This is a genomic window from Pseudomonas sp. IT-P4 (genome assembly GCF_949767755.1).
In the GTDB taxonomy this organism is placed as follows: Bacteria; Pseudomonadota; Gammaproteobacteria; order Pseudomonadales; family Pseudomonadaceae; genus Aquipseudomonas; species Aquipseudomonas monachiensis.
Genome location: NZ_CATKPX010000056.1, coordinates 139,899 through 165,694, shown reverse-complemented (window position 1 = coordinate 165,694; position 25,796 = coordinate 139,899). Strand labels below are relative to the sequence as shown.

Annotated in this window: 20 protein-coding genes; 8 read left to right on the top strand and 12 right to left on the bottom strand. The window is 57.5% G+C overall.

The window, feature by feature from the left end:
• Nucleotides 1-2: 2 nt before the first annotated feature.
• The 6 genes from hrpB (ACM6IT_RS22065) to hrpB (ACM6IT_RS22040) all read right to left on the bottom strand — a co-directional run bounded on the left by hrpB (ACM6IT_RS22065) (nt 3) and on the right by hrpB (ACM6IT_RS22040) (nt 11,079).
• Complete coding sequence (gene hrpB, locus ACM6IT_RS22065; protein WP_414918676.1) at nt 3-2,525, bottom strand: ATP-dependent helicase HrpB; 2,523 nt, start codon at nt 2,523-2,525, stop codon at nt 3-5.
• Between the two features lie 104 nt (nt 2,526-2,629).
• Nucleotides 2,630-3,070: a hypothetical protein gene (locus ACM6IT_RS22060; RefSeq protein ID WP_414918675.1), complete on the bottom strand. Its 441-nt coding sequence runs from the start codon at nt 3,068-3,070 to the stop codon at nt 2,630-2,632.
• A 1-nt stretch (nt 3,071) separates the two neighbouring features.
• The gene (locus ACM6IT_RS22055) at nt 3,072-5,120 is read right to left on the bottom strand and encodes an integrase (RefSeq protein ID WP_414918674.1); all 2,049 of its coding nucleotides are present in this window, start codon (nt 5,118-5,120) and stop codon (nt 3,072-3,074) included.
• Nucleotides 5,120-7,027 (bottom strand): hypothetical protein, encoded by a 1,908-nt coding sequence (locus tag ACM6IT_RS22050; RefSeq protein ID WP_414918673.1) that lies wholly within the window; start codon nt 7,025-7,027, stop codon nt 5,120-5,122. The genes ACM6IT_RS22055 and ACM6IT_RS22050 overlap by 1 nt, the downstream gene beginning before the upstream one ends.
• Entirely contained in the window at nt 7,017-8,507 is a 1,491-nt protein-coding gene (locus ACM6IT_RS22045; protein WP_414918672.1) for a site-specific integrase, read from the bottom strand. Before ACM6IT_RS22045 ends, ACM6IT_RS22050 begins: the two co-directional genes overlap by 11 nt.
• An 88-nt stretch (nt 8,508-8,595) precedes the next feature.
• Complete coding sequence (gene hrpB, locus ACM6IT_RS22040; protein WP_414918671.1) at nt 8,596-11,079, bottom strand: ATP-dependent helicase HrpB; 2,484 nt, start codon at nt 11,077-11,079, stop codon at nt 8,596-8,598.
• A gap of 100 nt (nt 11,080-11,179) precedes the next feature.
• On the opposite strand from hrpB (ACM6IT_RS22040), the gene ACM6IT_RS22035 reads away from it, so the two are divergent.
• Both ACM6IT_RS22035 and ACM6IT_RS22030 read left to right on the top strand, forming a co-directional pair.
• On the top strand, nt 11,180-11,599 hold the full coding sequence (locus ACM6IT_RS22035; RefSeq protein WP_056728815.1) for a hypothetical protein: 420 nt from the start codon (nt 11,180-11,182) through the stop codon (nt 11,597-11,599).
• 41 nt (nt 11,600-11,640) lie between these two features.
• Nucleotides 11,641-12,537: a cation diffusion facilitator family transporter gene (locus ACM6IT_RS22030; protein ID WP_056728817.1), complete on the top strand. Its 897-nt coding sequence runs from the start codon at nt 11,641-11,643 to the stop codon at nt 12,535-12,537.
• On the opposite strand, the gene ACM6IT_RS22025 is transcribed toward ACM6IT_RS22030, so the two are convergent.
• The gene (locus tag ACM6IT_RS22025) at nt 12,531-13,574 is read right to left on the bottom strand and encodes a DUF6515 family protein (protein WP_414918670.1); all 1,044 of its coding nucleotides are present in this window, start codon (nt 13,572-13,574) and stop codon (nt 12,531-12,533) included. The two genes, ACM6IT_RS22030 and ACM6IT_RS22025, sit on opposite strands and share 7 nt — an antisense overlap.
• 450 nt (nt 13,575-14,024) lie before the next feature.
• On the opposite strand from ACM6IT_RS22025, the gene ACM6IT_RS22020 reads away from it, so the two are divergent.
• Together ACM6IT_RS22020 and ACM6IT_RS22015 are read left to right on the top strand one after the other, a co-directional pair.
• Nucleotides 14,025-14,504, top strand: coding sequence for an Lrp/AsnC family transcriptional regulator (locus ACM6IT_RS22020; RefSeq protein WP_007937367.1), 480 nt, complete (start codon nt 14,025-14,027; stop codon nt 14,502-14,504).
• A gap of 239 nt (nt 14,505-14,743) precedes the next feature.
• On the top strand, nt 14,744-14,953 hold the full coding sequence (locus ACM6IT_RS22015; RefSeq protein ID WP_007937369.1) for a DUF2788 domain-containing protein: 210 nt from the start codon (nt 14,744-14,746) through the stop codon (nt 14,951-14,953).
• On the opposite strand, the gene ACM6IT_RS22010 is transcribed toward ACM6IT_RS22015, so the two are convergent.
• From ACM6IT_RS22010 to ACM6IT_RS21995, 4 genes are all read right to left on the bottom strand, one after another.
• Nucleotides 14,948-15,583 carry a pseudouridine synthase gene (locus ACM6IT_RS22010; protein WP_056728822.1) on the bottom strand — a complete coding sequence of 212 codons (636 nt, stop codon included), beginning with the start codon at nt 15,581-15,583 and terminating at the stop codon, nt 14,948-14,950. The genes ACM6IT_RS22015 and ACM6IT_RS22010 overlap by 6 nt on opposite strands.
• Before the next feature lie 70 nt (nt 15,584-15,653).
• Nucleotides 15,654-17,153 (bottom strand): AMP nucleosidase, encoded by a 1,500-nt coding sequence (amn, locus tag ACM6IT_RS22005; protein WP_177336502.1) that lies wholly within the window; start codon nt 17,151-17,153, stop codon nt 15,654-15,656.
• Nucleotides 17,154-17,270: 117 nt separating this feature from the next.
• Nucleotides 17,271-18,920, bottom strand: coding sequence for an acyl-CoA dehydrogenase family protein (locus ACM6IT_RS22000; RefSeq protein ID WP_414918669.1), 1,650 nt, complete (start codon nt 18,918-18,920; stop codon nt 17,271-17,273).
• A gap of 74 nt (nt 18,921-18,994) precedes the next feature.
• Entirely contained in the window at nt 18,995-21,379 is a 2,385-nt protein-coding gene (locus ACM6IT_RS21995) for a 7TM diverse intracellular signaling domain-containing protein (protein ID WP_414918668.1), read from the bottom strand.
• A gap of 304 nt (nt 21,380-21,683) precedes the next feature.
• Between ACM6IT_RS21995 and ACM6IT_RS21990 the strand changes: the two genes are divergently transcribed.
• From ACM6IT_RS21990 to ACM6IT_RS21975, 4 genes are all read left to right on the top strand, one after another.
• Entirely contained in the window at nt 21,684-22,481 is a 798-nt protein-coding gene (locus ACM6IT_RS21990) for a hydroxymethylpyrimidine/phosphomethylpyrimidine kinase (protein ID WP_414918667.1), read from the top strand.
• A 30-nt stretch (nt 22,482-22,511) separates the two neighbouring features.
• Entirely contained in the window at nt 22,512-23,135 is a 624-nt protein-coding gene (gene thiE / locus ACM6IT_RS21985; protein ID WP_150726971.1) for a thiamine phosphate synthase, read from the top strand.
• A gap of 28 nt (nt 23,136-23,163) precedes the next feature.
• Nucleotides 23,164-24,447 (top strand): glutamate-1-semialdehyde 2,1-aminomutase, encoded by a 1,284-nt coding sequence (gene hemL / locus ACM6IT_RS21980; RefSeq protein WP_056728829.1) that lies wholly within the window; start codon nt 23,164-23,166, stop codon nt 24,445-24,447.
• Between the two features lie 225 nt (nt 24,448-24,672).
• Nucleotides 24,673-25,227 (top strand): tetratricopeptide repeat protein, encoded by a 555-nt coding sequence (locus ACM6IT_RS21975; protein ID WP_056728831.1) that lies wholly within the window; start codon nt 24,673-24,675, stop codon nt 25,225-25,227.
• Between the two features lie 198 nt (nt 25,228-25,425).
• On the opposite strand, the gene ACM6IT_RS21970 is transcribed toward ACM6IT_RS21975, so the two are convergent.
• Nucleotides 25,426-25,755, bottom strand: coding sequence for a DUF1820 family protein (locus ACM6IT_RS21970; RefSeq protein ID WP_056728833.1), 330 nt, complete (start codon nt 25,753-25,755; stop codon nt 25,426-25,428).
• Between the last annotated feature and the right edge of the window lie 41 nt (nt 25,756-25,796).

The following is a 25,796-nucleotide window of genomic DNA, read 5'->3' as shown; positions in this document are numbered from 1 at the left end:
GTCTATGTACCTCGCGGCTTAGCCCTAGCGGTGGCTTCTGCGATCAAGGGATCGTCTGGCCAAAAATGCTTAGGATATCTGCCCTTGAGGTCTTTCTTAACCTCGGCATACGTCGACTGCCAGAAGTTAGCTAAGTCCTGGGTGACTTGCACAGGACGCCTCGCTGGCGATAACAAGTGAAGCTTGAGCACCTGACGTCCGTTGGCGATGCGCGGTGTGTCCGCAAGGCCAAACAACTCCTGGAGCTTCACTGCCAGTACGGGAGGCCGTTCGCTGTAGTCGATTCGAATATTCGATCCTGAGGGCACCGAGATTGTTTGGGGGGCCTGCGCATCGAGTTGCTGCGGCAGTGGCCAGGAAAGCAGGTTGCGCAAAATTGATGACAGATCGAGCTGACCAAAGTGGCTGAGCCTGGTTACTTTTGCGATGTATGGGGCAAGCCACTCCCCTAGAGATTCCAGAAGCACCTGGTCACGAAGATCTGGCCAATCACTTGTGCTCCCCTTCTCCAAATCCAGATCACGCAGAAGTGCTACACGCGCTTGCCACTGGCGCAATTCTGGAGTCCAAGGTAAGAGTTCAATTCCCTTGCGCCGGATGTAATTGATCAGCGCCTGGACGCGAGCTCCGTCATCAAGATTTGCCAGAGGTGCGGAGGAAAGCACCAACTCCCCCACCTTCAACTGCCGCTCTGCTCTAAGCACGCCTTCTCGCTCATCCCACTCCAGCTCATCCACCTGACGGACTTGCTCCCTTAGAACTGAGTTGAACAGCTCCTCATCGAAGTCCGCCGCCAAATAAATGCGCTCTTCACGCTGGCCTTGGCGACTACCCAGATCAGCGATCACCAACCATGAATGCTTCATCAACACATCGCTTTCGGTAAACATGGCTGCGCGGCCATTGGCGAGACGGTACTCAGCACCACCAGCGCGACGTTGTTGAGCGACACGGTCGGGGTATGCGAGGGCTAATAGAGCTCCCACCCACCGTGGATGCTCAGGATCTGTCACCGGGTTGGCAATGGGGCCGCGCAGATAAGAACGGTATTGCTTGGCAAGCTGCCTAGCACGTTGCGCACCGCTTTGCTCGGAACGCTCGGCACGCTGTTCTCCAGAGACGATTGCGAGGCGATTGTGGATATCTGCACCGGCGCCACGCTGAATATCACGTTCCCCCAGTAGAGCGGCAATATCACATGCAAGATGCCCAAGGCCAAACGCATGACCTCGCAGTAGCAGATGGGCTATGCGCGGATGCGCCGGCAACTCCGCCATGTCTTGGCCATGCTTTGTGAGCTTCCGATCCTCACCCAGAGCCCCCAAGCGAACGAGAAGGTCAGAGGCCTGGGAATAGGCAGCTGCAGGCGGGACATCCAACCATTTCAGATCAGTAGGAAGGACACCCCATCTGGACAGTTGCAGAGCTAGCCCAGCAAGGTCAGCCTGCTGTAATTCAGGATTACCGTAGGCTGGCAGTTGATCGTGCTGAGCCTCTGACCAAAGCCGGTAACAAACACCTGGCTCGAGACGACCCGCACGTCCCGCTCGTTGAGTCGCGCTCGCCTTCGATATCCGCTGCGTGTCCAATCTGGTCATTCCGCTGCGCGGGTCGAATCGAGGCACGCGTTCAAGTCCCGAGTCGATAACTACTCGAACACCCTCGATAGTCACGCTGGTCTCAGCGATGTTGGTAGCCAGCACAACCTTTCGCTTCCCTGCAGGAGGTGGATCAATCGCAGCTCGTTGTGCAGCTAGCTCGAGCTCTCCATGCAAAGGACACAGCAAAACTTCTACTAGATCCCCTAGGCGATCTTTCAGAGACAGGTGTACTCGTCGTATTTCGGCCTGCCCAGGTAGAAACACCAAGAGACTTCCACCTTGTTCCTCCAAAGCATCCAAGCATGTCGAGACTACACGCTGATCAAGATAATCGCCTGATTGATACGGAGCTCCCCAGATCGTCGTAACCGGGTACATACGACCTTCACTGGTGACGATAGGGGCATCGTCGAGCAATCGAGAGAGTCGCTCTCCGTCAAGCGTTGCGGACATTAGCAACACCTTAAGGGGGACATCGTCTCGCAGCATCTCGCGGCCATTGAGCGTGAGTGCCAAGGCCAAATCCGCATCAAGATTGCGAAGATGGAATTCATCAAAGATGACCAGACCCACACCTTCAAGTGACGGATCCTCTTGCAGTCTGCGAGCAAGTATTCCTTCGGTCACGACCTCGATACGCGTTTTCGGCCCAACTTTGCTATCTAGGCGGATGCGGTAGCCTACGGTCTCACCGACTTTTTCGCCAAGCTCACTCGCCATACGTTCCGCTGCAGCACGGGCAGCGAGACGTCGTGGTTCTAGCATCACGATTGTCTGCCCTTTCAGCCACTCCTCGCCAAGAAGGGCAAGCGGCACTCGCGTGGTTTTACCGGCTCCGGGAGGCGCCTGTAAGACGACCTCATGACGATTACTCAACGCGTCTAGAAGGGCCGGCAGGGCGGCCTCGATTGGCAACGTACTCATGCTGACTCCGAATAATAGAACGCGAGTATAAGGTGGTCAGTGAATACGCTGCATGTCTGAACAGCTATCTGATCTCGCGCAAATGCAGCGCCCAAGACTGGCCCTTAAGTGGTTTCCCGAGTTTCCCGATGTTTAGAGCCAGACTTGATCTCGGTAACGTTGTTAAATTGCTTCACTTGGACTTCCAAGAATCGAACCCTTTCGACGAGTTGGACGTTCTGTGTCATGACCTGATAAAGCTGCTCTTGGACAATTTCAAGCTCGCTACGAGCCTTGTCCACCTTTTCATTTGCACGCTTAATCTGCTGCGACTTAGAGGCACTCACAGTTCCAAAACTGATGCGGTAAGCTTCTATTTGCGCAATCAGCGGCTGATGACTGGGGCGCTTTTTCTTCAAATAGCCTCGATCAAAACCCGCTTCAAAGCTGACGATTCCTGCAGTGATCTTGGAGGGATCTAGCCCCACATGAACCGCGAGGTTTGGTTTGCCCACTTTCAGACGCTCGAAAGCGTCCTCACAAGCTTTAATTCCACTACCTGCCATTTCAATAGACCTCATGTACGGGAATGAATTGCTGGTGGAACTTCTTCAAGCTGAGCAACTCCGTCTCAATCACTTGATATTCGCCAGAACCAGGCTCGTACAGAGCCAGATCTGCTTCATCATCGGCAATCGCACTCTCCAGTTTGTCCTTCTCAAGGATCCCGTCCTTGCAACTCAAGCAGGGGGTGATTTCGCCTAGAAGATAAGTCTCGCACTTACCGGTTTTGGTACACGCACCCAAAAAGGTTGGCCGATAGGAGATCTTTCCATCTTCAGCTTGCTTCTCAGTTTCTTCTCTCAGATCCACGAGATGAATGTCACCCTTAGCCATTTTTCCACGCTGGTTCGAGATGTAGCTACCAACGCCTCCAAATAGCGGAGTCTCATCACCGAATGCGTGAGATAGCAGGTCATAGGCAATATTCATGGGCACACCTGTCTGATATTCAAACAGGACATGGTTCTTTGGCAAAACAAAATCGCCCAATTTTTCATCGTAATAGCCAAAAATAGTTTTTAGCCTTTCAAAATTATTCGCATAGTATCGGGTCATCTGAGTGGTCAAATGTTTAAACTGTTTGCGAAGGCTCGGAAGGGAAATGAAGCCGCTGCTGCTTCCGTAAAAAGCCAGTGAACGGCGAAACTGGTGGCTGGTAAGCCGCCAAGGCATTCCAACTTTGAAACGATCATCGCTTGCAAAGTCACGAGTGGGATCGCTGGCCTGCAACTCTTCCAGGTCATTTGCCTGAATGATGTAACTGGTCAGCAAACACTGAGGTTTGGATACATCGTTCCAAATCGGAACACCGATCTTCGTATCAGCCCTATTGATAATCGCAGGATTGAGGAATAGCGGCATATCCTCGTGATTTACCCCGAACAGATGGGAGATTGCGCGACAAATGGCGCGGGCGATTTCCACAGCCCGGACGACCTCATCTGTCGCCAACCAGGCCGCGGACTTGCGGTATCCCGTGAATTTTGTTGTGCTAGAAATCACGTTAACAATCATAGGTTTATCACGAATGGAGCCTTCGTCATCTTCAGTAGCGGCAACGACCTCCTCCTGTGCGAGACACTTATAAGGTAATCGCATCACTTCTTGATCACGCATACCCGTGTAAACGTGTATGACTGTTTTTAAAATCCATTGAATCTTTAAGATAGCTGATGAGAGGACGCCCCGGCCCTCGCAGGATAAGTCACCAGTAAAAACCTTCTTCAGTTTATGCTTCTTTATTGCCTGATCAAACTCTGGCTGAAACACCGATACATGTTTATTAACTACTTTCTGATGGTTAACGGTGTATCCATAGCCTTCATGCTCAAAGCATTTCAAGAAACGCTCAAGAGGATTCTTGTGGATATAAAGTACATCCATCCAGTCGCCCAAAGAGTTGATGACATCAAGATAAATCCGAGTAGGAATTACAGGGTGTTGCTGAGCTTCTTCATCCCCACCAAAATCGAGATCGAAAACACCGTGAAGTTTGTATCCTAGCCGCTCCTCACCAATGGCGACCATGTGGGAAATCAGGGAGCCAGTCAATTTTCGTCGAGTCCCGCCTATCTCGGCCTTATCCATCCAATGCCTGTAGGCGTTCAGATACGCCGGATTAGTGAACAACTCCTGCAGACTGATAACGCCTATTAGCGGATTGTCTTTCATATTGTAGCAAAAGCGAGCAGCAGTACGCAAAGTCATGAAATACTGATAAACCATACTCGCACTAATTCTGCCGAGCTGGCCGCTGTCGACGTAGAACAGCAAACAAAACAAGAGATATCTCACCTCTTGAATAAGAGGTTTTTGATCAGCTGCTGTTTTTTTAAAAATTGTATTAAAACTAATCAATGCAACTGTGTTTGCTCTCAAACGAATAGGATTCAGATCCCATCTAGCCCCCCCATACGCAGCTGTGGTCTTTCCGTTCGAATCCCGACAAATAACAAAATCATCCGCTGGTCGCCATGTAGGATCGACTGGAATGAGCGATGTAGCTTCAAAATTTAGAATACCCTTGTCTAGGTTTTCAAAGAACTCGGCCATTAAATATAAATCCCCATTTTCTCATAACGCTGGAGGCGTCTCTCCCAGAACGGAGTAAGTCTTCCCAAATCAAAAACTCTTTTCTTCATTGAGTTGACCAAATCAGCTGACGCATCCGACCTCTCAGAAATTGCATCGAGAATAGCGTCTATGCGAATCGCCACGTCCTTAAACGTTTCTTCCGAATACTCAAAATTCGGCGCATTCTCCCTGATTGCGTCGATCACATATTGGAAACTCATCAGCTTGTGGATGTCAGACTCATCAGAGTGAACAACATAGTGAATACAGAACAAGCATCCGTACTGGGTTTTGCAATCAGGCTCAATCGCTACAACGGGGATGTCTTTGCTTGGGTTGTTCATCTCGTCACAGTGACCAACCGCGATTGAAGTTACCCCTTTCCGGTCTGAGTTTTTGACTCTTTCGGCAGCTTTTTTCACTGCTGCCCAGTAATTTCCGAATTCTGCTTTCTGATTGGTTACGGTTGTACCGGAATATGACTGAGCATTTGTACGCTCACTGTGATTCATTACCGCACTCACCAACAGCGGCGAGTGTTTGAGATGGTGTAGCGTGAGGCTTTTGAATTTCCTCACAAGCTGCGGAGGAATATTCTTTGAATCCTCAGGAACGAAAACACCTTGGAGTTGATTATAAAACTTCGTCGAGAAATTACCTTCTAGGATTTCGAACTCGGTCGAAGAACGCCCCGATCTATCCAGCACATTGAAAAATAGGTACTCGCATTCGTAGCCGTCAAGGATCCAGTCTCGAAATTTTAAGTATTCACGCAGGAGTTGCATCCCCGGGCCGCGTCCAATCGAATACGTGACCGTCAATCCTTTTGCCCTTAACTTTGTGGCGGCCAGCTCTTTTTTTAACGGTGATTTAACAAGCCCAACCGCATCATCGTAAAGAAAATTTATTACCTCCCCCGAGTTCGCACCTACAACAAGGTTTATCAGGCAAGTAAATGCTCGCATAGCAAGAGCGGCAAGACGCATTCTGAACAGATGATGGGAGTCAGCATTGCAGCTGTCGATGAGTTTTTGGGCACGGTCAAGAGTTTCGCGGTGATCTGCCAACCGAGTTTTTGGTTTGGCCTGTCGCAGTTCTTCAAGTGTTAAGAGCCGACCGTCGCGATAATTATACGCGGAATAGCCATACTCACTTTCTGAATAGGGCGTAATATACCTTCCAGTGCCAGGAAAAAAATGAGTATGATATTCCTTGGTTTCAAATCGCATTGGGAATGGAGTTACGCTCACTAAGAACCTAGAAAAAGTCAGCGCAATGTTCAAAACGATATCGATATACTTTTTTACATCATCATCCTCTGGAGGCTCTAAACCTTCTTTTCTAACTTTTATGTGCGAAACTCCCGCCACGATATATCCGTAATCGTTAGGAAACTGGAGCTGTAGTGTCCGCTTTAGAGCTTGCTGTCGTTGCTGACCGGTTAAGGGAGCTATACCATCCGGTTTAAGAATCTCTTGAAACAGAAAGTTTGTGTAGTCTAAATATGTGACTCTGGCTGCTTCAGGGTTACAAAATACATCACTATGCCCGTTCGCGTCGCACCAGAGGATGCCGTAATCAACGTACTTAAAATCGGTTTCGATGCTCTTGGACGTTAGCCCCCTAATATAATAGCCATCTAGCAGAGCGACTATGAGGTTTTTTCTGCTTGGGACAAGCGATTTCGGGTCAACCGTATATCCACCATGGTGCTTACCAACTCGCACTCGCCTTCGAACAGTGTACGCGCAGACACTTACATCGAACGGACTAACCCGATGAGAAAGCTTGAGTGCTAGGAGTTCTGGGTGCAGGATGTCTGCCTGGTTACCCATGTACGATAAATCAATAACCTGGAGTTCTCTAGCTATTAGGTTATTTGCCATTATTGTCTACCAAAATCAGATCACTATAGGTAGAAAGTTTGAACAAGACATCCTCGTAATCTTCTTGAGCGAGAATTTTTTCAGGAATCATAGTGAAGAGCTTCAAGTAGTTTTCCGTTGTCTCTCGCCGCTCATGGTGCAAGCGCGATTGTATAATCGAAATTTCATCACCAGGTTGCAAGGTTCCATCTTTAAGCCTTGGCGTTAAACGCTGGTACAACTGATATGCGAATGTAGCTCTCAGCCAGTGATACGTGAAATCCTTTGGAAATTCTGAGGAAGCACTACGCATGATTTTCTTTTTTAGAGTGTCTGTCACCGCACCAAGCGGCCTAGATTTGGCAAAAGGGTAGCGAGGGTCGGTAGATGCCATGTAATAGCAATTGTTCTGCTCCGAAATAAATACGTACATCTCATCCTCGGCAATTGGTACAAGCTCCGGGTGTTTCAACGCATAGGCAGCTTGAAACTTCTGGCGCCTCCTTTTGGCATAGGGACTTCTGACGTATGTTATCAAGTCCTCGGCCAGCTGCTTTGGCACGTGTAAAGTCTGAGGTTTACTATTTTTTGTATCAATTCCTGTTCCAGGCCCAGCTTTTAGAAGATAAGACCCATCGGACTGAAGCTTGCTTTTCTCCAAAGCCTCAACATGTTTAACGCGGAGAGTTAAAACGGTTTGTTTTCTGGCTCCCGTCATCACAGCGGACAGTATGATGAGGCGTTCTTGAGCGCTCCAGCTATCCAACTCGATAATATTTATGAGCTCTGCAAGTTGCACGTTTGCTAAAGGTCTTAAACATTCACCTTCATCGTCTACAAACCCCATCGGCACATTTTTTGTTCTATTATAGCTTTGGGTCTGGCTTCGTTTTTCTACGGTGATTTCTCTAGAGATTCCGTATGCATTTTCTACATAAAAATTGATCTCACGCACGGTATCAACACGTGTAATATCAATTTCATGCCAGTTGTTCGATACAAACTTGTAAAAGCCATACACAACTCCTGTATACTGGTTAGCAACCTGCGCACCGCGCTCCGGCATGTCTATCAGGTGACGGTGATACCGATAGGTTGGTCTTTGAGTTATCCGCTTTCCCGAAAAATCAAGCCAATTAATATTGTTGCTTTCGCAAAAAATCAAATAATCAAGCAGTCGACTTGCTTTACGTCTTGCCTCATCTGTTGGGCGACTTTTCGAGTGCTTGTCTCTGACAAGATTAAGTATGTATGAGTTAGCTTCAATCCAAGGCTCACCATTGCGATGAAACAAAAACGGTAGATTGAAAATACTTCGAGATATTGCGTCACCCAGCAACTCGCTTACTTGGTAGCCATGAACTGAACTATCGACGCCATTAATTGTGACAGGTAATGAACCAGTTGGCTCTTGACCGAAATGAAGATCCGCAAAAGCTTCACGAACTTGCGGTATTACAACCAACCGGCCTACATGAGCCAGATTTTCGAAAGCAGCCACCAAGACACCCCACCCAAGCAGAAGCGTCAATGATGAACGTTAAGTGATTGATTTTCAATAAAAATGTCAATGCTTGATCGTTGCGCGATTAGGCTACTTGGGGAACGTTGCGTGATAGCTTCGGGTACCGCCCCTTCAAATCCTTCTTCACCTCGGCATAGGTGCTGCGCCAGAAGTTGGCCAGGTCCTGAGTCACCTGCACCGGTCGCCTTGCCGGGGACAACAGGTGCAGCTTGACCACCTGCCGGCCGCCGGCGATGCGCGGGGTTTCGGCCAGACCGAATAACTCCTGCAATCGCACCGCCAGAATCGGCGGCTGTTCGCTGTAGTCCAGACGAATCGACGACCCCGAAGGCACGCTCAAATGATGCGGTGCCAGCTCGTCCAGCCGTTGCGGCAGCGGCCACGGCAGCAGGTTGTGGACGATGCTCGACAAGTCCAGGTTGGCGAAGTGACTGAGCCGAGAAACCTTGCCCAGATACGGCATCAGCCAGTGTTCCAGATTCTTGAGCAATGCCGCGTCGCTGACATCCGGCCACTCGCTCTCGCCCTTGGCGGCGAGGTCCAGTTGCCGCAACAAGGCGACCCGCGCCTGCCACTGACGCAGTTCCGGGGTCCACGGCAACAGCTCCAGGCCTTTGCGCCGCACCAGGTTCACCAGCGCCTGGCTACGGGCGGTTTCGTCGAGGCCGGTCAGTGGCTCGCGGCTGAGGATCAGTTCGCCAACCTTGCGCTGACGCTCGGCCCGCAGCACGCCCTCGCGCTCATCCCAATCCAGTTGATCGACGCAGCGCACCTGCTCGGCCAGCACTGAATCGAAGAGCGCCGGATCGAAGTCCGTCGCCAGGTAAATCCGCTCCTCACGCTGGCCCTGGCGACTGCCCAGATCGGCGATCACCAGCCACGCTTGCTTCATCAGGCTGTCGGCTTCGGCGAACAGTGCCGCACGTCCGTTGGCCAAACGGTATTCCGCGCCACCGGCGCGCCGTTGTTGTGCGACCCGGTCGGGATAGGCCAGCGCCAGCAAGGCGCCGAGCCAGCGTGGATGGTCGGGATCGCTGACCGGCTCCGAGGCTTTGCCACGCAGGTAACCACGATATTGCCGCGCCAGTTGCCGTGCGCGCTGCACCCCGCCCTGCGCGCCGCGTGCAGCACGCTCTTCGCCGGACAGCAGCGCCAGTCGGCTGTGCAAGTCCGCCCCGGCACCGCGCAAGATATCGCGCTCGCCGAGCAGTGCCGCGACGTCGCAGGCCATGTCCGCCAGCCCCAGCGCCTGGCCACGCAACAGTAAATGCGCGATGCGCGGATGCGCCGGCAGTTCGGCCATGGCCTGACCATGGCGGGTCAGCGCTTCCCCTTCCAGCGCCCCCAGGCGTTCGAGCAAATCCTGAGCCTGTGCATAAGCGGCGGCCGGCGGCACGTCGAGCCACACCAGTTGCCCGGGCGTCACGCCCCAACGACCAAGCTGCAAGGCCAGCCCGGCGAGGTCCGCCGAGAGTATTTCCGCACTGCCATAGGCCGCCAGTTGCTCGTGCTGGTCCTGGGACCACAAGCGATAACACACGCCCTGTTCCAGTCGCCCGGCCCGGCCAGCGCGCTGGGTGGCGCTGGCCTTGGAAATGCGCTGGGTATCGAGACGGGTCATGCCGCTGCCGGGGTCGAAACGCGGCACCCGCGCCAGCCCGGCATCGATCACGACCCTCACGCCATTGATGGTCAAACTGGTCTCGGCGATGTTGGTGGCCAGCACCACTTTGCGCTTGCCCGCCGGTGCCGGATCGATGGCTGCCCGTTGCGCCGCGAGGTCCAGTTCACCGTGCAACGGGCACAGTAGGACCTGAGTGTTTTCGCCCAAGGCATCGGCCAGTTGCTGATGCACGCGGCGGATTTCTGCTTGCCCCGGCAGGAATACCAGCACACTGCCGGTCTCGTCGTCCAAGGCTTCGAGGATGGTCTGCACCAGACGCGGCTCGATGAATTCACCGGCCTGGAACGGCCGCCCCCAGCGCATCGCCACCGGGTACATGCGCCCTTCGCTGCGCAGGATCGGCGCGTCGTCGAGCAACCCGGCCAAGCGTTCGCCTTCGAGCGTGGCAGACATCAAGAGGATTTTCAGCGGCTGATCGTCACGGAACAGTTCGCGGCCATTGAGGCTCAGGGCCAGCGCCAGATCAGCGTCGAGACTGCGTTCGTGAAATTCATCGAAGATCAGCAGACCCACGCCTTCGAGCGCCGGGTCATCCTGCAAACGCCGGGTGAGGATGCCTTCGGTGACCACTTCGATACGGGTGTTGGGGCCGACCTTGCTGTCGAGCCGAATGCGATAACCCACGGTTTCGCCGACCTTCTCCCCCAGCTCACTGGCCAGCCGTTCAGCCGCTGCGCGCGCGGCCAACCGGCGGGGTTCGAGCATCAGGATGGTCTGACCGGCCAGCCACGACTCGTTGAGCAAGGCCAAAGGCACGCGGGTGGTTTTACCGGCGCCGGGCGGCGCTTCGAGCACGGCTTCGTGGCGTGTAGCGAGGGCTTCACGCAGGGCGGGTAAAACTTCATCGATCGGCAAAGAAATCATGCTGGCTCCAAAACAGAGCGGCGAGTATAACGGCGAACTGTTTGGCGTAGTCTGGGCTCTAACCAGTAACGTTCTTGGCGTTCTACTCAGGAGATTTCATATGCGTGCTCCCTTTCGCCTGATTGGCGGTGTTCTGGTCGCAACCTTGCTGACTCAAGTGACCGCCTGCGGGTCGATCTTCTACCCGGATCGACGTGGCCAGATCGAAGGCAAGATCGACCCGGCCATCGCCGCGCTCGACGCCGTGGGCCTGTTGTTCTACATCATCCCCGGCCTGATTGCGTTTGCCGTGGACTTCGCCACCGGCGCGATTTACTTCGAGCCAGGCAAGACCGCCCAGGTCGACCCGCAAAAACTCAAGGACGCTATCGGTCCCGACGGCAAGGTCGATAACCGCAAGTTGCAGACTATTCTGGAAAGCGAACTGGGCCGCAGCTTCCCGCTGGACGATCCACGCCTGATCCAGAGTAAAGGCAGCTCTCAACAACTGGCGATGTTCGGCCTGCAACCCGCCGCGTAATCCCTACGCACGAAAGGACTCTTCAAGGAACGATGGCCCCTATGACCTCCAGCTCCGAACACGCCCGCCTGCTGCGGCTGGCGACCCGTGCCTCGGTGGCGGTGGCGTGCATCCTGATCGTCGCCAAAGCCATCGCCTGGTGGCTGAGCGGCTCAGTGAGCATGCTCGCCGGGCTCACCGACTCGACACTCGACGGTGTCACGTCATTGCTCAACCTGCTGGCGGTGCATTACGCCCTGCGCCCCGCCGACAATGATCATCGCTACGGACACGGCAAGGCCGAGTCATTGGCGGGCATGGCCCAGGCGCTGTTCATTGGCGGCAGTGCGGTACTGATCGCGTTGCAGGCCTATGATCGACTCAAACATCCCGAACCGGTCGGCGCGCCGTGGATCAGTATCGGCGTGATTGTCTTCTCCCTCGTCCTGACCTTGGCCTTGCTGTCGCTGCAACATCGGGTGATCAAGGCCACGGGCTCCAACGCCGTGCGGGCCGACTCGCTGCACTACCGTTCGGACCTGTTGCTCAACGGCAGCATTCTGATCGCACTGGTGTTCGCCGGGTTTGGACTGCACCAGGTCGACCCCTGGTTCGGTCTGGGCATCGCTGCCTACATTCTCTGGAGCGCAGTGCAGATCGCCCGGGAAAGCTTTGCGGTGTTGATGGATGAAGAACTGCCGCCGGAGGTCAGCCAGCACATGCTGGAACTGGCGTGCAGCGTGCCCGGCGTGTTGGGGGCCCATGACCTGCGCACACGGATCTCCGGCAACCAGTGGTTCGTGCAGTTGCATCTGGAGCTGCCGGGGGAACTGACGCTGTCAGTGGCCCACGGCATCAGCGATCAGGCTGCCGCGGCGATTCACACCGCCTACCCGCGGGCCGAAGTGCTGGTGCACGCCGACCCGCAGGAAGTGGTAAAAGCCGCCCGGGATCAGTAAGTCACCTGATAACCGCGACTGCTCAGGCAGTCACCCTGGGCCTGTCGGTAGGCTTGCACCACCGACGGGTCTGGCTGGTAGGTGGCGGTTCGTGGATCGAATCCACTCTGCTGCACCGCGTATTGATAACACTCGTAACCATCCCGACTGACCTGTTCCGGCGACTGACCGTTGGCTGGATAGGCCTCCACGTCATAACCACTGTTGCCGGCTGGAGGTTGCGATTGGCCAACCGGCGGTTCGACCACGACGTAATCCTGAGTGCTTTGCTGATAGGCGTAGTAGGAACCTGCCGCCAGGAACAGCAGCGCCCCACCGATCCACACCTGCTCGGCGTAATCAGGCAGGTACCTGACACGAATCCCCCGCGGTGGCTCCACCACCACGTAACGCGGGCCCAGCGGGCGATACCAGTAGCCACCGGAATAGTAATAATCCATGCCACGGTAAGGCACGCGGTAGTCGCGCTCGGGGAAACGGTCGATCACCTGGCCGGGACGATACTTGGGACCAGGCCCCCAGCCGTTGCCGCGCCCACTCGGACGCCCCTCCCAATGCGTGTCATTGGACGGCGCGCCTATGTAGCCATTCCAGTGCTTGTTGTAATCGTTGCGACGCGGTTGATTCTGGTCGTAACCGTGCGGCGGCTCCCGGGTCTGGCCCACGGTGTCGGGGCGTGGCTGGATCGGCATGTCAGTGGCCGGCATCTGCGGCGGAGGCGGCGGCGAGCGCACCCGGCTGTTGTAGTCCGGTGCTGGGCGGCTCTGCCTCTGGTCATTGTCCTGACGTTGATCCTGGCCGCTGTGCTCGTACTGGCGATTGTCGTTGTTCTGCGCACGGGGCTGATTCTGCTGCTGGCCGTTTTGCGGATGTGGCTGGTTGCCGCCACCATGGCCCTGGTTATCGCCCTGATGCCCACCCTGGCCGTGTTGCCCGCCATCATGGCCACGATTTTGCTGCTCATCAGCCATCGTTTGCGCAGAGACACTGACACACAACAAACCAACACCGGCCAAACGCCAGATGCGCGATTTCATGCTGTTCCTCATTGCGGGTAAGGGCCTGTACATAAGACTGGGAAAGCAGTGGCCGGTTCTGCGACAGGTTATCAGTCACGCAACTTATTTATTGAGGCCTGCTCTTTAATTCACGGCAGCAAATTCCACGCAAGAAAAAGGGGAGACCCGTCGGCCTCCCCTTAGAGAACTTCGTCCTGGCTCGACACTTGTGGCGTCGGCTCACCTCACGCCGTCTTCTGGACAGTGTGTAGCTCGGGGGCCGGCACATCCCCGGTGGGGGTGGCGACCGCGGCGGGCCTGATTCGGCGAGCCGCACTGGACTGTTTGTCCGAGCAGTGATTCTGGTGATAAGAATAGGCCGGGAGCGCCGGCAGAGGATTGCGAAGATTGCTGAATTAAACATCACTTGCGCAATTTTTAACCCCGGATACATAATCCTCCGCAATAGTTACGACAAAGGACCGTTTGATGAGCAAGCTCGACCGTTACGACCTGAGTATTCTGGCGGAATTGCAGCGCGACGCACGCATCTCCAACCAGGAGCTGGCCGAGCGCATCGGCCTGTCGCCTTCGCCGTGTTCGCGGCGGGTCAAGCAACTGGAAGACGACGGCTACATTTCCCGCCAGGTAGCCCTGCTCGACCGCAAGATGCTCGGCCTGAGCCTGACCGCTTACGTGCTGATCGGCATGGACCGTCACACGCCGGAGCGTTTCGAGAATTTCGAAGCGGCCATCCGCACCCTGCCCCAAGTGCTCGAATGCAGCCTGGTGACCGGGATGGATGCCGACTATCAACTCAAGGTCGTGGTGCCGGACATGGATCACTACCAGAAACTGTTGCTGGGGCATCTGACGCGGATTGAAGGCGTGACCAGCGTGCGCTCGAGTTTTGTGTTGAATCAGGTTTTGAACAGCACCGAACTGCCTTTGACTCATCTGCGTAGCTGAGTAGCACTTCTGTAGGCGCCTGTAGGAGCTGTCGAGTGAAACGAGGCTGCGATCCTTTGATCTTTTCTTAGCAGCAAAATCAAAAGATCGCAGCCTTCGGCAGCTCCTACAAGAGCAGGTCGGTTGTCAGACCGGGCGACGAATGACTGCGACACACCGACGCAGGTCAATACAGTGCGTACTCGCTGAGGCGTATACTCCCCGCGCCCTTTTAGCCACGCCCGCGCTGGAGATGTTCGATGGATCCTGCCGTATTCGAAGAATGGATGATGACCGGACTGGTCAGCATCCTGATCATTTTCATGGGTTTCATCGTCTGGGATCTGGCGAAGAAGTCCAAGGCCGGGCGCTTCGGCTCGTTCATTTTGTTCTTCGTGCTGGGCCTGGGCGTGGCGGCGTTCGTGATCAAGAGCGTGGTGATCGGCCTGATCGAATCCGGCACGTTATAAGCGCGCCGGCACTTCCTTCCACTGGCCCTGATCGAGCCCCTCGATCGTCCAGTCGCCGATCCTGACCCGCACCAGACGCAAGGTCGGCAACCCGACCGCAGCGGTCATGCGCCGCACCTGTCGGTTGCGCCCTTCGCGAATCACCAACTCCAGCCAGCTGGTCGGCACGCTTTTACGAAAACGCACCGGCGGATTGCGCGGCCACAGCTCGGGCTCGTCCAGTTGCCGCGCCTCGGCGGGCAAGGTCATGCCATCATTCAATTCGACGCCGTCACGCAAGCGCTGCAACTGCTCGGCGCTCGGCTCGCCCTCGACCTGTACCCAATAGGTCTTGGCCAGCTTGTGTTTCGGGTCGGCGATCCGCGCCTGAAGCTGGCCGTCGTTGGTCAGCAGCAACAAGCCTTCGCTGTCGCGGTCCAGCCGTCCGGCCGGATAGATTCCCGGTACATCAATGTAATCCTTGAGGGTCGCGCGCCCTTCGCCGTCGCTGAATTGCGTCAGCACATCGAAAGGTTTGTTAAACAGGATCAGCTTCGGCTCGGCCGGTGGTGCCTTGGCGACACGGCGCGGGGCTGAAGGAGAGGGTTTCGCGCCAGGGCGGCGGGAAGGTGGACGAGATGGACGCGACATGGGCAAAACAACATCTAACGGTCAGGGCTGCTAATGCTAGTAGCCCGACCGTTAAATGACCATCGACAAATCAGCGGAACGGCGGCTCGTCGAAGCTGCGCAGCTTGCGCGAGTGCAGCGAGTTGAGTTCGGTGCGCAACAGATCCACCGCCTCGATACCGATCTTCAGGTGCTGGCTGACCGCGCGCTCGTAGAAGGCGTTGGCCGAGCCCGGCAGCTTGATTTCGCTGTGCAGCGGCTTGTCCGAAACGCACAGCAACGTGCCGTATGGCACCCGCAAACGATAACCCTGCGCGGCAATCGTGCCGCTTTCCATGTCCACCGCCACGGCGCGGGACAGGTTGATAAGCGGCCGTTCCTGCGCCCAGCGCAGCTCCCAGTTACGGTCGTCGTAGGTCAGCACAGTGCCGGTACGCAGGCGCTTCTTCAGTTCGTCGCCCTTCTCGCCGGTGACGTTGGCCGCCGCCTGCTGAAGCGCGAGTTGCACTTCGGCCAACGCCGGAATCGGAATGTTCGGCGGCACCACCCGGTCGAGAATGCCGTCGCGACGCATGTAGGCGTGGGCCAGCACGTAATCGCCAATGGTCTGCGACTGACGCAGGCCGCCGCAGTGACCGATCATCAGCCAGCAATGCGGACGCAATACAGCCAGGTGGTCGGTGATGTTCTTGGCGTTGGACGGGCCGACACCGATGTTGACCAGGGTCACGCCGTGGCCATCGCTGGCGATCAGGTGATAGGCCGGCATCTGGTAGCGGTGCCAGACCACCCCGGCGGCAATCGCCGAGGCTTCGCCGTGATCCATGCTCTTTTCGATGATCACGTTGCCCGGCAGGACCATGCGCACAAAACGCGGATCGCTGCGTAGTTGCTCCAGGCCATGGACGATGAACTGGTCGACGTAGCGGTGATAGTTGGTCAGCAAAATCCACGGCTGCACGTGCCGCCAGTCGCTGCCGGTGTAATGCACCAGTCGGCGCAGGGAGAAATCCACCCGCGCGGCATCGAACAGCGCCAGGGGCAGCGGATCGGTGTTTTCCCAATCGTACAGACCATCGGCAATGCCATCGGTCGCCGCCGACAGGTCAGTGCTCGGGAACACCCGCGCCAACACGGGGGCAGTGACACCGGAACCCGCCAGCTCATCGCCCTGCTCGACCACATACGGATACGGAATGTTCTGCTGGCTGACACCGACTTCCACAGTCACGGTGAAGTCGTGCATCAACGGAACGAGCTGCTCAAGCAGGTATTTACGAAAAGCCGAGGGATGGGTGACGGTGACGCTGTAGGTGCCAGGCAACTGAACCTTGGCGTAGGCACGGGTGGTCTGCGGGACTTCGCCCTGGCAGTGGTAGGTCAGGCGCAATTCGGGATAGCGGAACATCGAGCGCTGTTCGGCATCGGGCTCGACGCGATCCTTGAGGTAACGCTTGAGCGCCTGGCTCAACGCGGTGGTTGCACGATTGTGCAAGTGTGCGAGCCGGTCCACGGCTTGCTCGGCGGTTTGAACGACAATAAAAGCTTCGGTCACGATCAGCATCCTGTGTTCTGACTTGCAGACCTTCATCTTGCCTGCATCGTCGCTTCACGGGAACAGCCAAAAAAAATCGCAGCCTGCGGCAGCTCCTACAAGGGCTCGTCGTGCACCCGTAGGAGCTGCCGCAGGCTGCGATCTTCTGACCGATCAGAAGCCTTGTGGAGTCGAACGAGCGACAATCGCTTCCACATCCAGCCCGCGTGGCAATGCGCCGTACACCCGGCCGCCACCATTCAGTCGACTGGCAATAAACGCATCACTGACCACCGCATTCCCGGCTTCCAGCAACAACTTCGCCTGCAGCCCCAAGGCAATGTCCTCAGTCAGTTGCCGGGCACGGTACTGAATGTCGCTGGTGTCCTTGAAGGCCGCCTGCAATTGATTGATGTGTGCAGCCAGGCGCTTGTCGCCATGGCCATCGCCCAACTCGCTGAACAGTGCATCGAGCACACCCGGTTCTTTCGACAGGGCACGCAGCACATCGAGGCACTGCACGTTGCCGGAGCCTTCCCAGGTCGAATTCACCGGTGCCTCACGGTAGAGGCGCGGCAGGATGCTGTCTTCGACATAACCCGCACCGCCCATGCATTCGGCCGCTTCGTTGATCATCGCCGGCGCCCGTTTGCAGATCCAGTACTTGCCCACCGCCGTCACCAGCCGGGCGAATTTGGCTTCCTGCGAGTCGTCCAGATGATCCAGCGCCCGGCCCATGCGCAGGCTCAAGGCCAGGGCGGCTTCGCTTTCCAGCGCCAGATCCGCCAGCACGTTCTGCATCAATGGCTGTTCGCTGAGCAGTTTGCCGCCAACCGAACGATGAGCGCAGTGATGGCTGGCCTGGGTCAGCGCCTGGCGCATCAGTGAACTGGAGCCGACCATGCAATCGAAGCGGGTCATGGCCACCATCTCGATGATCGTCGGAACGCCACGGCCCTCTTCACCGACCATCCACGCCAGTGCGCCACGGAACTCCACTTCGCTGGAGGCGTTGGAACAATTGCCGAGCTTGTTCTTCAGGCGCTGGATATAGAACTGATTGCGCGTGTCGTCCGGACGATGGCGCGGCAACAGGAAACAGGTCAGGCCCTTGTCGGTCTGCGCCAGAGTCAGGAAGGCGTCGCACATCGGCGCCGAGCAAAACCATTTGTGCCCAACCAGTTCATAGGCCTGGCCCGGACCGCTGGCACCGACCGGATACGCCTTGGTGGTATTGGCCCGCACATCGGTGCCGCCCTGCTTCTCGGTCATGGCCATGCCGATGGTGACCCCGGCCTTGTGGGCCATGCCGACATTACGCGGGTCGTATTCGGTGGCGAGGATTTTCGGCAGCCACTTTTGCGCCAGGTCCGGTTGCAGGCGCATGGCCGGAACGCTGGCGAAGGTCATGGTCAACGGGCAGCCGCTGCCGGCCTCGGCCTGGCTGTGCAGGTAAGTCATGGAAGCGCGGGCCACGTGGGCGCCGGACTGCGGATGAGCCCAGGGCAAAGAGGTCAAGCCATGCTCAACCGCCGTACGCATCAGTTCGTGATAAGCCGGGTGAAACTCCACCAGGTCAATGCGATGACCAAACCGGTCATGGCTGTTGAACACCGGCTTGTTCTGATTGGCCAGGAACCCGGCTTCCATCAACGGGCCACCGGCCAGTGCGCCATAGGCGTCGATCCGCGACTCGGCCCAACCGGCCCCGAACCGCCGCGACCACTCCTGCAACGGCAAATCGATGCGGTACAGGTTGGCGCCGTCCAGTGACGGTGGCTGGTTGGTGACTTCGTGGGTTTCGGCGAACTGATGCAGGTTCATGACAGGGCTCCTTTGGTCGGCCAACTGACATCAGTTAATCACCGCCCCTCGGCCGATCAAAGTGTCATATCCGCCTAACTTCCGGCGCTTTCGCCCTGCTGCAAACAAAGTACACGGCGGTAGAGCGCGGCCTGCAATTCCTCGAATTTCACCGGCTTGTTCAAGTGATCAATCACCGCGCCGGTCGGGCAGCGCTCACGGTCACCGTTCAGGGCGATCAAGAACAACGGCAGTTCGGCATAACCAGGTAACGCGCGGATCCGGCAGCACACCGACTCACCGCCCAATAGCGGCAACTGACAATCGACCAGCACCGCGTCGAACACTTCGCGCTGCAGGAGATCGAGAGCAGCATCGACGCTGTCGGCCGTACGTACGCGAAAGCCCAGCTTGAGCAACATGCCGCGCATCACCAACTGGCTGATGTCGTTGTCATCCACCAACAGCACGGCACAATCCTGAGGCAAGCGCAGGCGCGGAAAGTCCCGGGTCATCAATGGCGTCACCGGACGCTCGACTACCGGCAGCCCGACTTCCACATCCAGCTGAAACCGGCTGCCGCGTCCTGGCTCGGAGCGGTGTGTCAGGCGTCCACCGAGCAACTCGACCAACTGTCGGCAAATCGCCAGGCCAACACCCAGGCCGCCGTATTCACGGGTCATCGAGCCATCGAGCTGGAAGAACCGTTGATACATCGTGGCCTCCCCCAAATCGGTGAAACCAATGCCCGTGTCAATCACCGCAAAGGTCAACGCCAGCCGGTCGGGCTCAACGGTCTTGCCGGTCACCCGCAGGGCCAGGCCGCCGACCTTGGTGAACTTGATGGCGTTATCCAGCAGGCATTCCAGGCACTGCGCGATCTTGACGTTGTCGCCGCGCAAACGATCCGGCACACCTGGCGCGACATCGACCTTGAAGTCCAGCGACTTGCCCGACGCATTGCCCTCGAACTGCGTGCGCAGTGCCTCGACCATGCCACGCAAGCTGAAGGTGTCGGCCGAGGCCTTGAGTTTGCCGGCCTGCAATTCGGTGAGGGTGAGGATGCCGTTGACCATGCGCATCATGTCCCGCGCCGATCCAGACGCCGTCTGCTGGTACTGCTCGAGCTCCGGGTCCATCTCGACCGTTTGCATCAGTTCCAGCGAACCGATCACACCGTTCATGGGCGTGCGCAATTCGTGGGTCAGGGTGGCAAGGAACTCGTCCTTGAGTTTGTTACTGCGGGCCAGTTGCTGGTTGAGGACTTCAAGCTTCTGGCTGGCGTCGAACAGGGTCTGAGCCTGCTGCTCGCGCATGGCGTTGATGCGGTCGGCCAGCGCCAGGGACAGCAGCGCCACTTCAATGGCCGAACCGATCTGGCTGGAGTACATGGTCAGGAACACGTTCGGCAGGTAACCCAGCACCATCAGCGTATTGACGATGCCGCCGAGCAAAAACGCCGACCAGGCAATGATGAAATACCGCGCCACCCGCAGGCCGCGCAACCAGGCAAAGATCCCGGCGGCAAAAATCACCACGGTGAACGTCAGCGCCAGGGCCGTGGCCAGGCGTAAGGCCAGGGCGTAGCTGGTCATCAATGACAGGCCGACCACCAGCGCACCGAAGCCAACCAGCGCCAGCAACAGGCGGTCGAGCCAGCGACTGTGGGTTGCCATTTGCAGGAAACGGCGGGCGAACTGACTGCCGAACAGCCCGGCACAGCCGATGAAAAACGGCGTTGCGGCGTTGGCCCACCATGGATTGTCCGGCCAGAAATACTGCACGGCCGCACCGTTTACCGACAGCTGATACAAGCCGAACGAGGCGATATAGAAGATGTAGTAGAGGTAACTGGTGTCGCGCACGCTGAGGTAGATGAACAGGTTGTAGACCAGCATCCCCAGCAGTACGCCGTAGATCAGCCCCAGTACATAGAGGCGCACGGGCTGCTCCTCGAGGTAGGCGGTGCTCGACCACAAGGTGACCGGCGCCTGGATCGAGCCTTCGCTTTGCAAGCGCATGAATACGGTTTCGGCCTGATCGGGCTTGAACGTCAGGTCGAACAGATAATTGTTCTGACGAATCTCGCGGCTGGTGAAGGGCAAGGCATCGCCGGTCTGACTGACCAACTGATAGTTGCCGGCCGCATCGGGCAAATAGAGATCGAGGCGATCGAGGGGCGGATAGGCCAGTTCCAGCAGCCAGGTCCTTTGCGCCGCCGGATTGGCCGGACGGTAATGCAGGTCGATTTTCAGCCAGAACACCGAACGCGAGTACCCGGCGTTGAGCGTGTCCTTGTGGTGCGGTTTGAAGTTGCCGGCCGCCGCTTGCGCACGGATATCCGCGATGGTCGCCTGACCAGTTGCGTCCTCATAGACCTGCAGGGTTCGGCCCAAGGGGAGGCTTTGAGTGAACTCATCGAACTCGACGGCGTTTGCCAGGAGGGGCAAACACAACAGCAACATCAGCAAATAGCGCATTGAAGCCCCAGCGTGGCCTGTCCGGTTCTGTCAGGAAGCCCCCCATTCCTTTTGAGCAGACGTAAAACCGGCATCACCTGTTATTGGTTTGGATCCACTCTAGCATAGCCGTTGATGGCCATTAAACACCATTGAAATTTTTCCTGAAAAGGCTCTAGGACGGGCATTTCAGCGACATAACTGAACGATTATCAATGGCAGGAAAATCATCCAGGCAAGGGTGCTATCCCCTTCGCCACAATGTATCGACCAAACACACCGCCACAACACCCGGAAAACAGGTTTGGTGGTAAGCTCGCGCACCATGAATATCTACAGCTCTCGCCCCGTTGTCCTCTGTCTCTCCGGCCACGACCCAAGTGGTGGCGCCGGCTTGCAGGCAGATATCGAAGCCCTGCTCGCTCAGGGTTGCCATGCGGCTCCGGCCGTCACCGCCCTGACCGTGCAAGACACCGTCAATGTCACGGACTTCCGCGTCCTTGACCGTGAGTGGGTATTGGCCCAGGCCAATGCCGTGCTCAACGACTCCGAAGTCGCGGCGGTCAAACTGGGCATGCTCGGTTCCCTGGAAATGGTCGACACCGTGGTCGAACTGCTTTCGGCGCACCCGCATTTGCCGATGGTTTGCGATCCGGTGCTGCGCGCCGGCGGCGGCGGACGCCTGGGCAAGGACGAAGTCGGCTACGCCATGCGCGAGCGTCTGCTGCCCTTGTCGATCATTGCGACCCCCAACCTTCCCGAAGCCCGCATCCTCGCCGAACTGCCCGAAGGCACCGCGGACGAGTGCGCTGAAAAACTCTTGCCGTTCGTCAAACACCTGCTGATCACCGGCGGCCACGGCGACGAAACCGAAATCCACAACCGCCTGTATAGCCGCGATGGCCTGCGCGAAACCTATACCTGCCAGCGTTTGCCGGGCAGTTATCACGGTTCCGGTTGCACCCTGGCCAGTGCCTTGGCCGGTCGTCTGGCCCAGGGCGAAAACCTCGCCAGCGCCGTGCAGACCGCGCTTAACTACACGTGGCGCACCCTGCGTGATGCCGAGCAACTGGGCAAAGGCCAGTTCGTGCCGCGCCGTTTGCCGCTGGATTTCTGTTCGTAACTTCTATTCGTATGCGGTGAGGCTTGTCCGATGAAACTACGTGGCCTGTACGCCATTACCGATAGCCATTTGCTGGACGGTAAGTTGCTCAAGTACGTGGAGGCGGCGCTGGAAGGCGGCGTCACCTTGCTGCAATACCGCGACAAGAGCAGCGACGAAGCCCGCCGTCTGCGTGAGGCCGAAGCCTTGCGCGGGCTGTGCGAACGTTACAAGACGCAGTTGATCATCAATGACGACGCCGAGTTGGCGGCACGCCTGAACGTGGGCGTGCACTTGGGCCAGACCGACGGCCCGCTGACCCCGGCCCGTGCACTGCTCGGGCGCCAGGCGATCATCGGCTCGACCTGCCACGCGCAGCTCGAACTGGCCGAACAGGCCGCCAAGGAAGGCGCCAGCTATGTCGCCTTCGGCCGCTTCTTCAATTCGAACACCAAGCCCGGTGCACCGACCTGCAGCCTCGACCTGCTCGACCAGGCCCGCAAACAGCTGCACCTGCCGATCTGCGCGATCGGCGGTATCACCCTGGATAACGCCGCCCCACTGGTGGCCCATGGCGTCGATCTGCTGGCGGTGGTGCATGGCCTGTTCGGCGCCGAGAGCACGGCTGAAGTGACCCGCCGCGCCCGCGCCTTCAACGAATTGTTTTCTATTTAAGCTTTAAATCTGATTTGAGAGCCCGATCATGTCTCGTTCCGAAACCCTGTTTGCCAATGCCCAGAAACACATTCCCGGTGGCGTGAACTCGCCGGTTCGCGCGTTCAAGAGCGTCGGCGGCACGCCGCTGTTCTTCAAGCACGCCGAAGGCGCCTACGTCACCGACGAAGACGACAAGCGCTATGTGGATTACGTCGGTTCCTGGGGTCCGATGATTCTCGGCCACAGTCACCCGGACGTACTGGACGCGGTGCGTAAACAGCTTGAGCACGGTCTGTCCTACGGCGCCCCGACCGAGATGGAAACGCAGATGGCCGACCTGGTCTGCTCCCTCGTGCCATCGATGGAAATGGTGCGCATGGTCAGCTCCGGCACCGAAGCGACCATGAGCGCCATTCGCCTGGCCCGCGGCTTCACCGGTCGCGACAGCATTATCAAGTTCGAAGGCTGCTACCACGGTCACTCCGACAGCCTGCTGGTCAAGGCCGGCTCCGGCGCACTGACCCAAGGCGTACCGAGCTCGGCCGGTGTACCGGCGGCATTCGCCAAACACACCCTGACCCTGCCGTTCAACGACATCGACGCGGTAGAAACCATGCTCGCCGAAGTCGGCCAGGACGTGGCCTGCATCATCGTCGAGCCAGTGGCCGGCAACATGAACTGCGTGCCGCCGGCACCAGGCTTCCTCGAAGGCCTGCGGACCCTGTGCGACAAGCACGGCGTGGTGCTGATTTTCGACGAAGTCATGACCGGCTTCCGTGTCGCCCTCGGCGGTGCCCAGGCGTACTACGGCGTGACGCCAGACCTGACCACCTTCGGCAAGATCATCGGTGGCGGCATGCCGGTCGGCTGCTTTGGCGGCAAGCGCGAAATCATGCAGCGCATCGCCCCGCTGGGCCCGGTCTACCAGGCCGGCACCCTGTCCGGTAACCCGCTGGCGATGGCAGCCGGCCTGACCACCCTGCGCCTGATCAGCCGCCCGGGCTTCCACGCCGAGCTGACCGACTACACCACTCGCCTGCTCGACGGCCTGCAACAGCGCGCCGATGCGGCCGGCATTCCGTTCGTGACCACCCAGGCCGGCGGCATGTTCGGCCTGTACTTCAGCGGTGCCGACGACATCGTCACCTTCGATGACGTCATGGCCAGCGACGCAGCCCTGTTCGGTCGCTTCTTCCACCTGATGCTCGAAGGTGGCGTGTACCTGGCTCCGAGCGCATTCGAAGCCGGTTTCACTTCGATCGCCCACGGCGAAGCTGAACTGAAGCTGACCCTGGACGCCGCCGAGCGCGCCTTCGCGGCCTTGAAGTAACGCTCAAATGCTGACGCTGGCCCTTGCCAGCGTCAGCTTTCGCCGGCATTCCCACGATTTTTCCTGCTCGTCTGCCAATAATCCCCCGCAAAGTGGGCGATAAATTTCCCGCGCAGCAGAAAAACGAGTAAAGACTTTGTAAGGTTGGCCCTGCTTATTTCATAATGCGCGCTTATTGGATCCCCTCGATGGGTCCGCGCGCCCTTCAGAGGTAAGTCGATTCCCATGAACCGCACCGGCCGCACCCTTGCACTGGGCTGCCTGTTGCTTCTTCAGCCCCTGCTCACGCACGCACAAGCAGGCGGCAACTCGTTGTTAATCCCAGCGATGGGTCGCTGCACCCTCAATACCCAGCCGCAAGACCTGGAACAGGCGCTCGCCGCCTGCCAGAAAGCGTCGGAAGAAGGGGATGCGCAAGCGCAATACGAGTTGGGTGAGTTCTACTACGAAGGCAAAAACACGCCGCGCGACCTCAATCAGGCCCTGAGCTATTTCGAAAAAGCCTCGCTGCAAGGCCACGCCCAGGCACAATTCAAACTCGGCACCATGTTCTTCCACGGCGAAGGCGTGCCGGCCAATAACGTTCAGGCGTACATCCTGCTGAAGATGGCAGCGGTCAACGGCGCCGAAGACGCCCTGGACACCGCCGACGAAGTCACCGAGAAAATGCCCCGCGAAGAACTGGAGCTTGCGACCCAGGTGCTCGGGCAAATTTTCCGTAAATATTTGATGGAATTGCAAAGCGCTGACGGGCGTACGCCTTTCGCGCCACTGCCCTGAGCACTTCTGACTGCGGGGTGGCTTGTTGTGGCGAGGGAGCTTGTCGGACCGCCGCACCGTCCCGCTGGGGCGCGAAGCGGCCCTAAATCCTGCAATCACACTCTGCCTGGCACACCGCGCATTTCGGTCTTGCGACTGCTTCGCAGCCGAGCGGGAGCAAGCTCCCTCGCCACAACAAGCCTCTCTAGCCCTAGCTGCTTACTTCTCAGGCATCGGCATCGGAAACGGCATGACATTGCCGACCGCGCCACGGGCTTCGCTGATTTTTGGTGTGCCCATACGCTCGACTTCATCGATGCGCACGATCGAATGCATTGGCACAAAACTGCGTACCACGCCTTCGAACTGAGCCTTGAGCTTTTCTTCGCTCGGATCGACGACCATTTGCGTGCGCTCGCCAAAGACGAACTCTTCCACTTCCAGAAAGCCCCACAGATCACTTTGATAGATCTGCTTGGCATACATTTCGAACACCTGGCCCTGGTTGAGGAAAATCACCTTGTAGATTGGAGCTTCACGTTTGGTCATGGCAGGCGAGCAACACATCGGGGGATAAAAATGAGGGCGCG

What these genes read in the sequence shown, in the direction of transcription:
- ACM6IT_RS22000 (WP_414918669.1), bottom strand. Translation starts at nt 18,920, where the DNA reads ATGAACCTGCATCAGTTCGCCGAAACCCACGAAGTCACCAACCAGCCA.
- ACM6IT_RS22030 (WP_056728817.1), top strand. Translation starts at nt 11,641, where the DNA reads ATGACCTCCAGCTCCGAACACGCCCGCCTGCTGCGGCTGGCGACCCGT.
- thiE (WP_150726971.1), top strand. Translation starts at nt 22,512, where the DNA reads ATGAAACTACGTGGCCTGTACGCCATTACCGATAGCCATTTGCTGGAC.
- ACM6IT_RS22010 (WP_056728822.1), bottom strand. Translation starts at nt 15,583, where the DNA reads ATGTCGCGTCCATCTCGTCCACCTTCCCGCCGCCCTGGCGCGAAACCC.
- ACM6IT_RS22020 (WP_007937367.1), top strand. Translation starts at nt 14,025, where the DNA reads ATGAGCAAGCTCGACCGTTACGACCTGAGTATTCTGGCGGAATTGCAG.
- ACM6IT_RS22060 (WP_414918675.1), bottom strand. Translation starts at nt 3,070, where the DNA reads ATGGCAGGTAGTGGAATTAAAGCTTGTGAGGACGCTTTCGAGCGTCTG.
- hrpB (WP_414918676.1), bottom strand. Translation starts at nt 2,525, where the DNA reads ATGAGTACGTTGCCAATCGAGGCCGCCCTGCCGGCCCTTCTAGACGCG.
- amn (WP_177336502.1), bottom strand. Translation starts at nt 17,153, where the DNA reads ATGAAGGTCTGCAAGTCAGAACACAGGATGCTGATCGTGACCGAAGCT.
- ACM6IT_RS21975 (WP_056728831.1), top strand. Translation starts at nt 24,673, where the DNA reads ATGAACCGCACCGGCCGCACCCTTGCACTGGGCTGCCTGTTGCTTCTT.
- ACM6IT_RS22015 (WP_007937369.1), top strand. Translation starts at nt 14,744, where the DNA reads ATGGATCCTGCCGTATTCGAAGAATGGATGATGACCGGACTGGTCAGC.
- ACM6IT_RS21990 (WP_414918667.1), top strand. Translation starts at nt 21,684, where the DNA reads ATGAATATCTACAGCTCTCGCCCCGTTGTCCTCTGTCTCTCCGGCCAC.
- ACM6IT_RS22025 (WP_414918670.1), bottom strand. Translation starts at nt 13,574, where the DNA reads ATGAAATCGCGCATCTGGCGTTTGGCCGGTGTTGGTTTGTTGTGTGTC.
- ACM6IT_RS22050 (WP_414918673.1), bottom strand. Translation starts at nt 7,027, where the DNA reads ATGGCAAATAACCTAATAGCTAGAGAACTCCAGGTTATTGATTTATCG.
- hrpB (WP_414918671.1), bottom strand. Translation starts at nt 11,079, where the DNA reads ATGATTTCTTTGCCGATCGATGAAGTTTTACCCGCCCTGCGTGAAGCC.
- ACM6IT_RS22055 (WP_414918674.1), bottom strand. Translation starts at nt 5,120, where the DNA reads ATGGCCGAGTTCTTTGAAAACCTAGACAAGGGTATTCTAAATTTTGAA.
- ACM6IT_RS21970 (WP_056728833.1), bottom strand. Translation starts at nt 25,755, where the DNA reads ATGACCAAACGTGAAGCTCCAATCTACAAGGTGATTTTCCTCAACCAG.
- ACM6IT_RS22035 (WP_056728815.1), top strand. Translation starts at nt 11,180, where the DNA reads ATGCGTGCTCCCTTTCGCCTGATTGGCGGTGTTCTGGTCGCAACCTTG.
- hemL (WP_056728829.1), top strand. Translation starts at nt 23,164, where the DNA reads ATGTCTCGTTCCGAAACCCTGTTTGCCAATGCCCAGAAACACATTCCC.
- ACM6IT_RS21995 (WP_414918668.1), bottom strand. Translation starts at nt 21,379, where the DNA reads ATGCGCTATTTGCTGATGTTGCTGTTGTGTTTGCCCCTCCTGGCAAAC.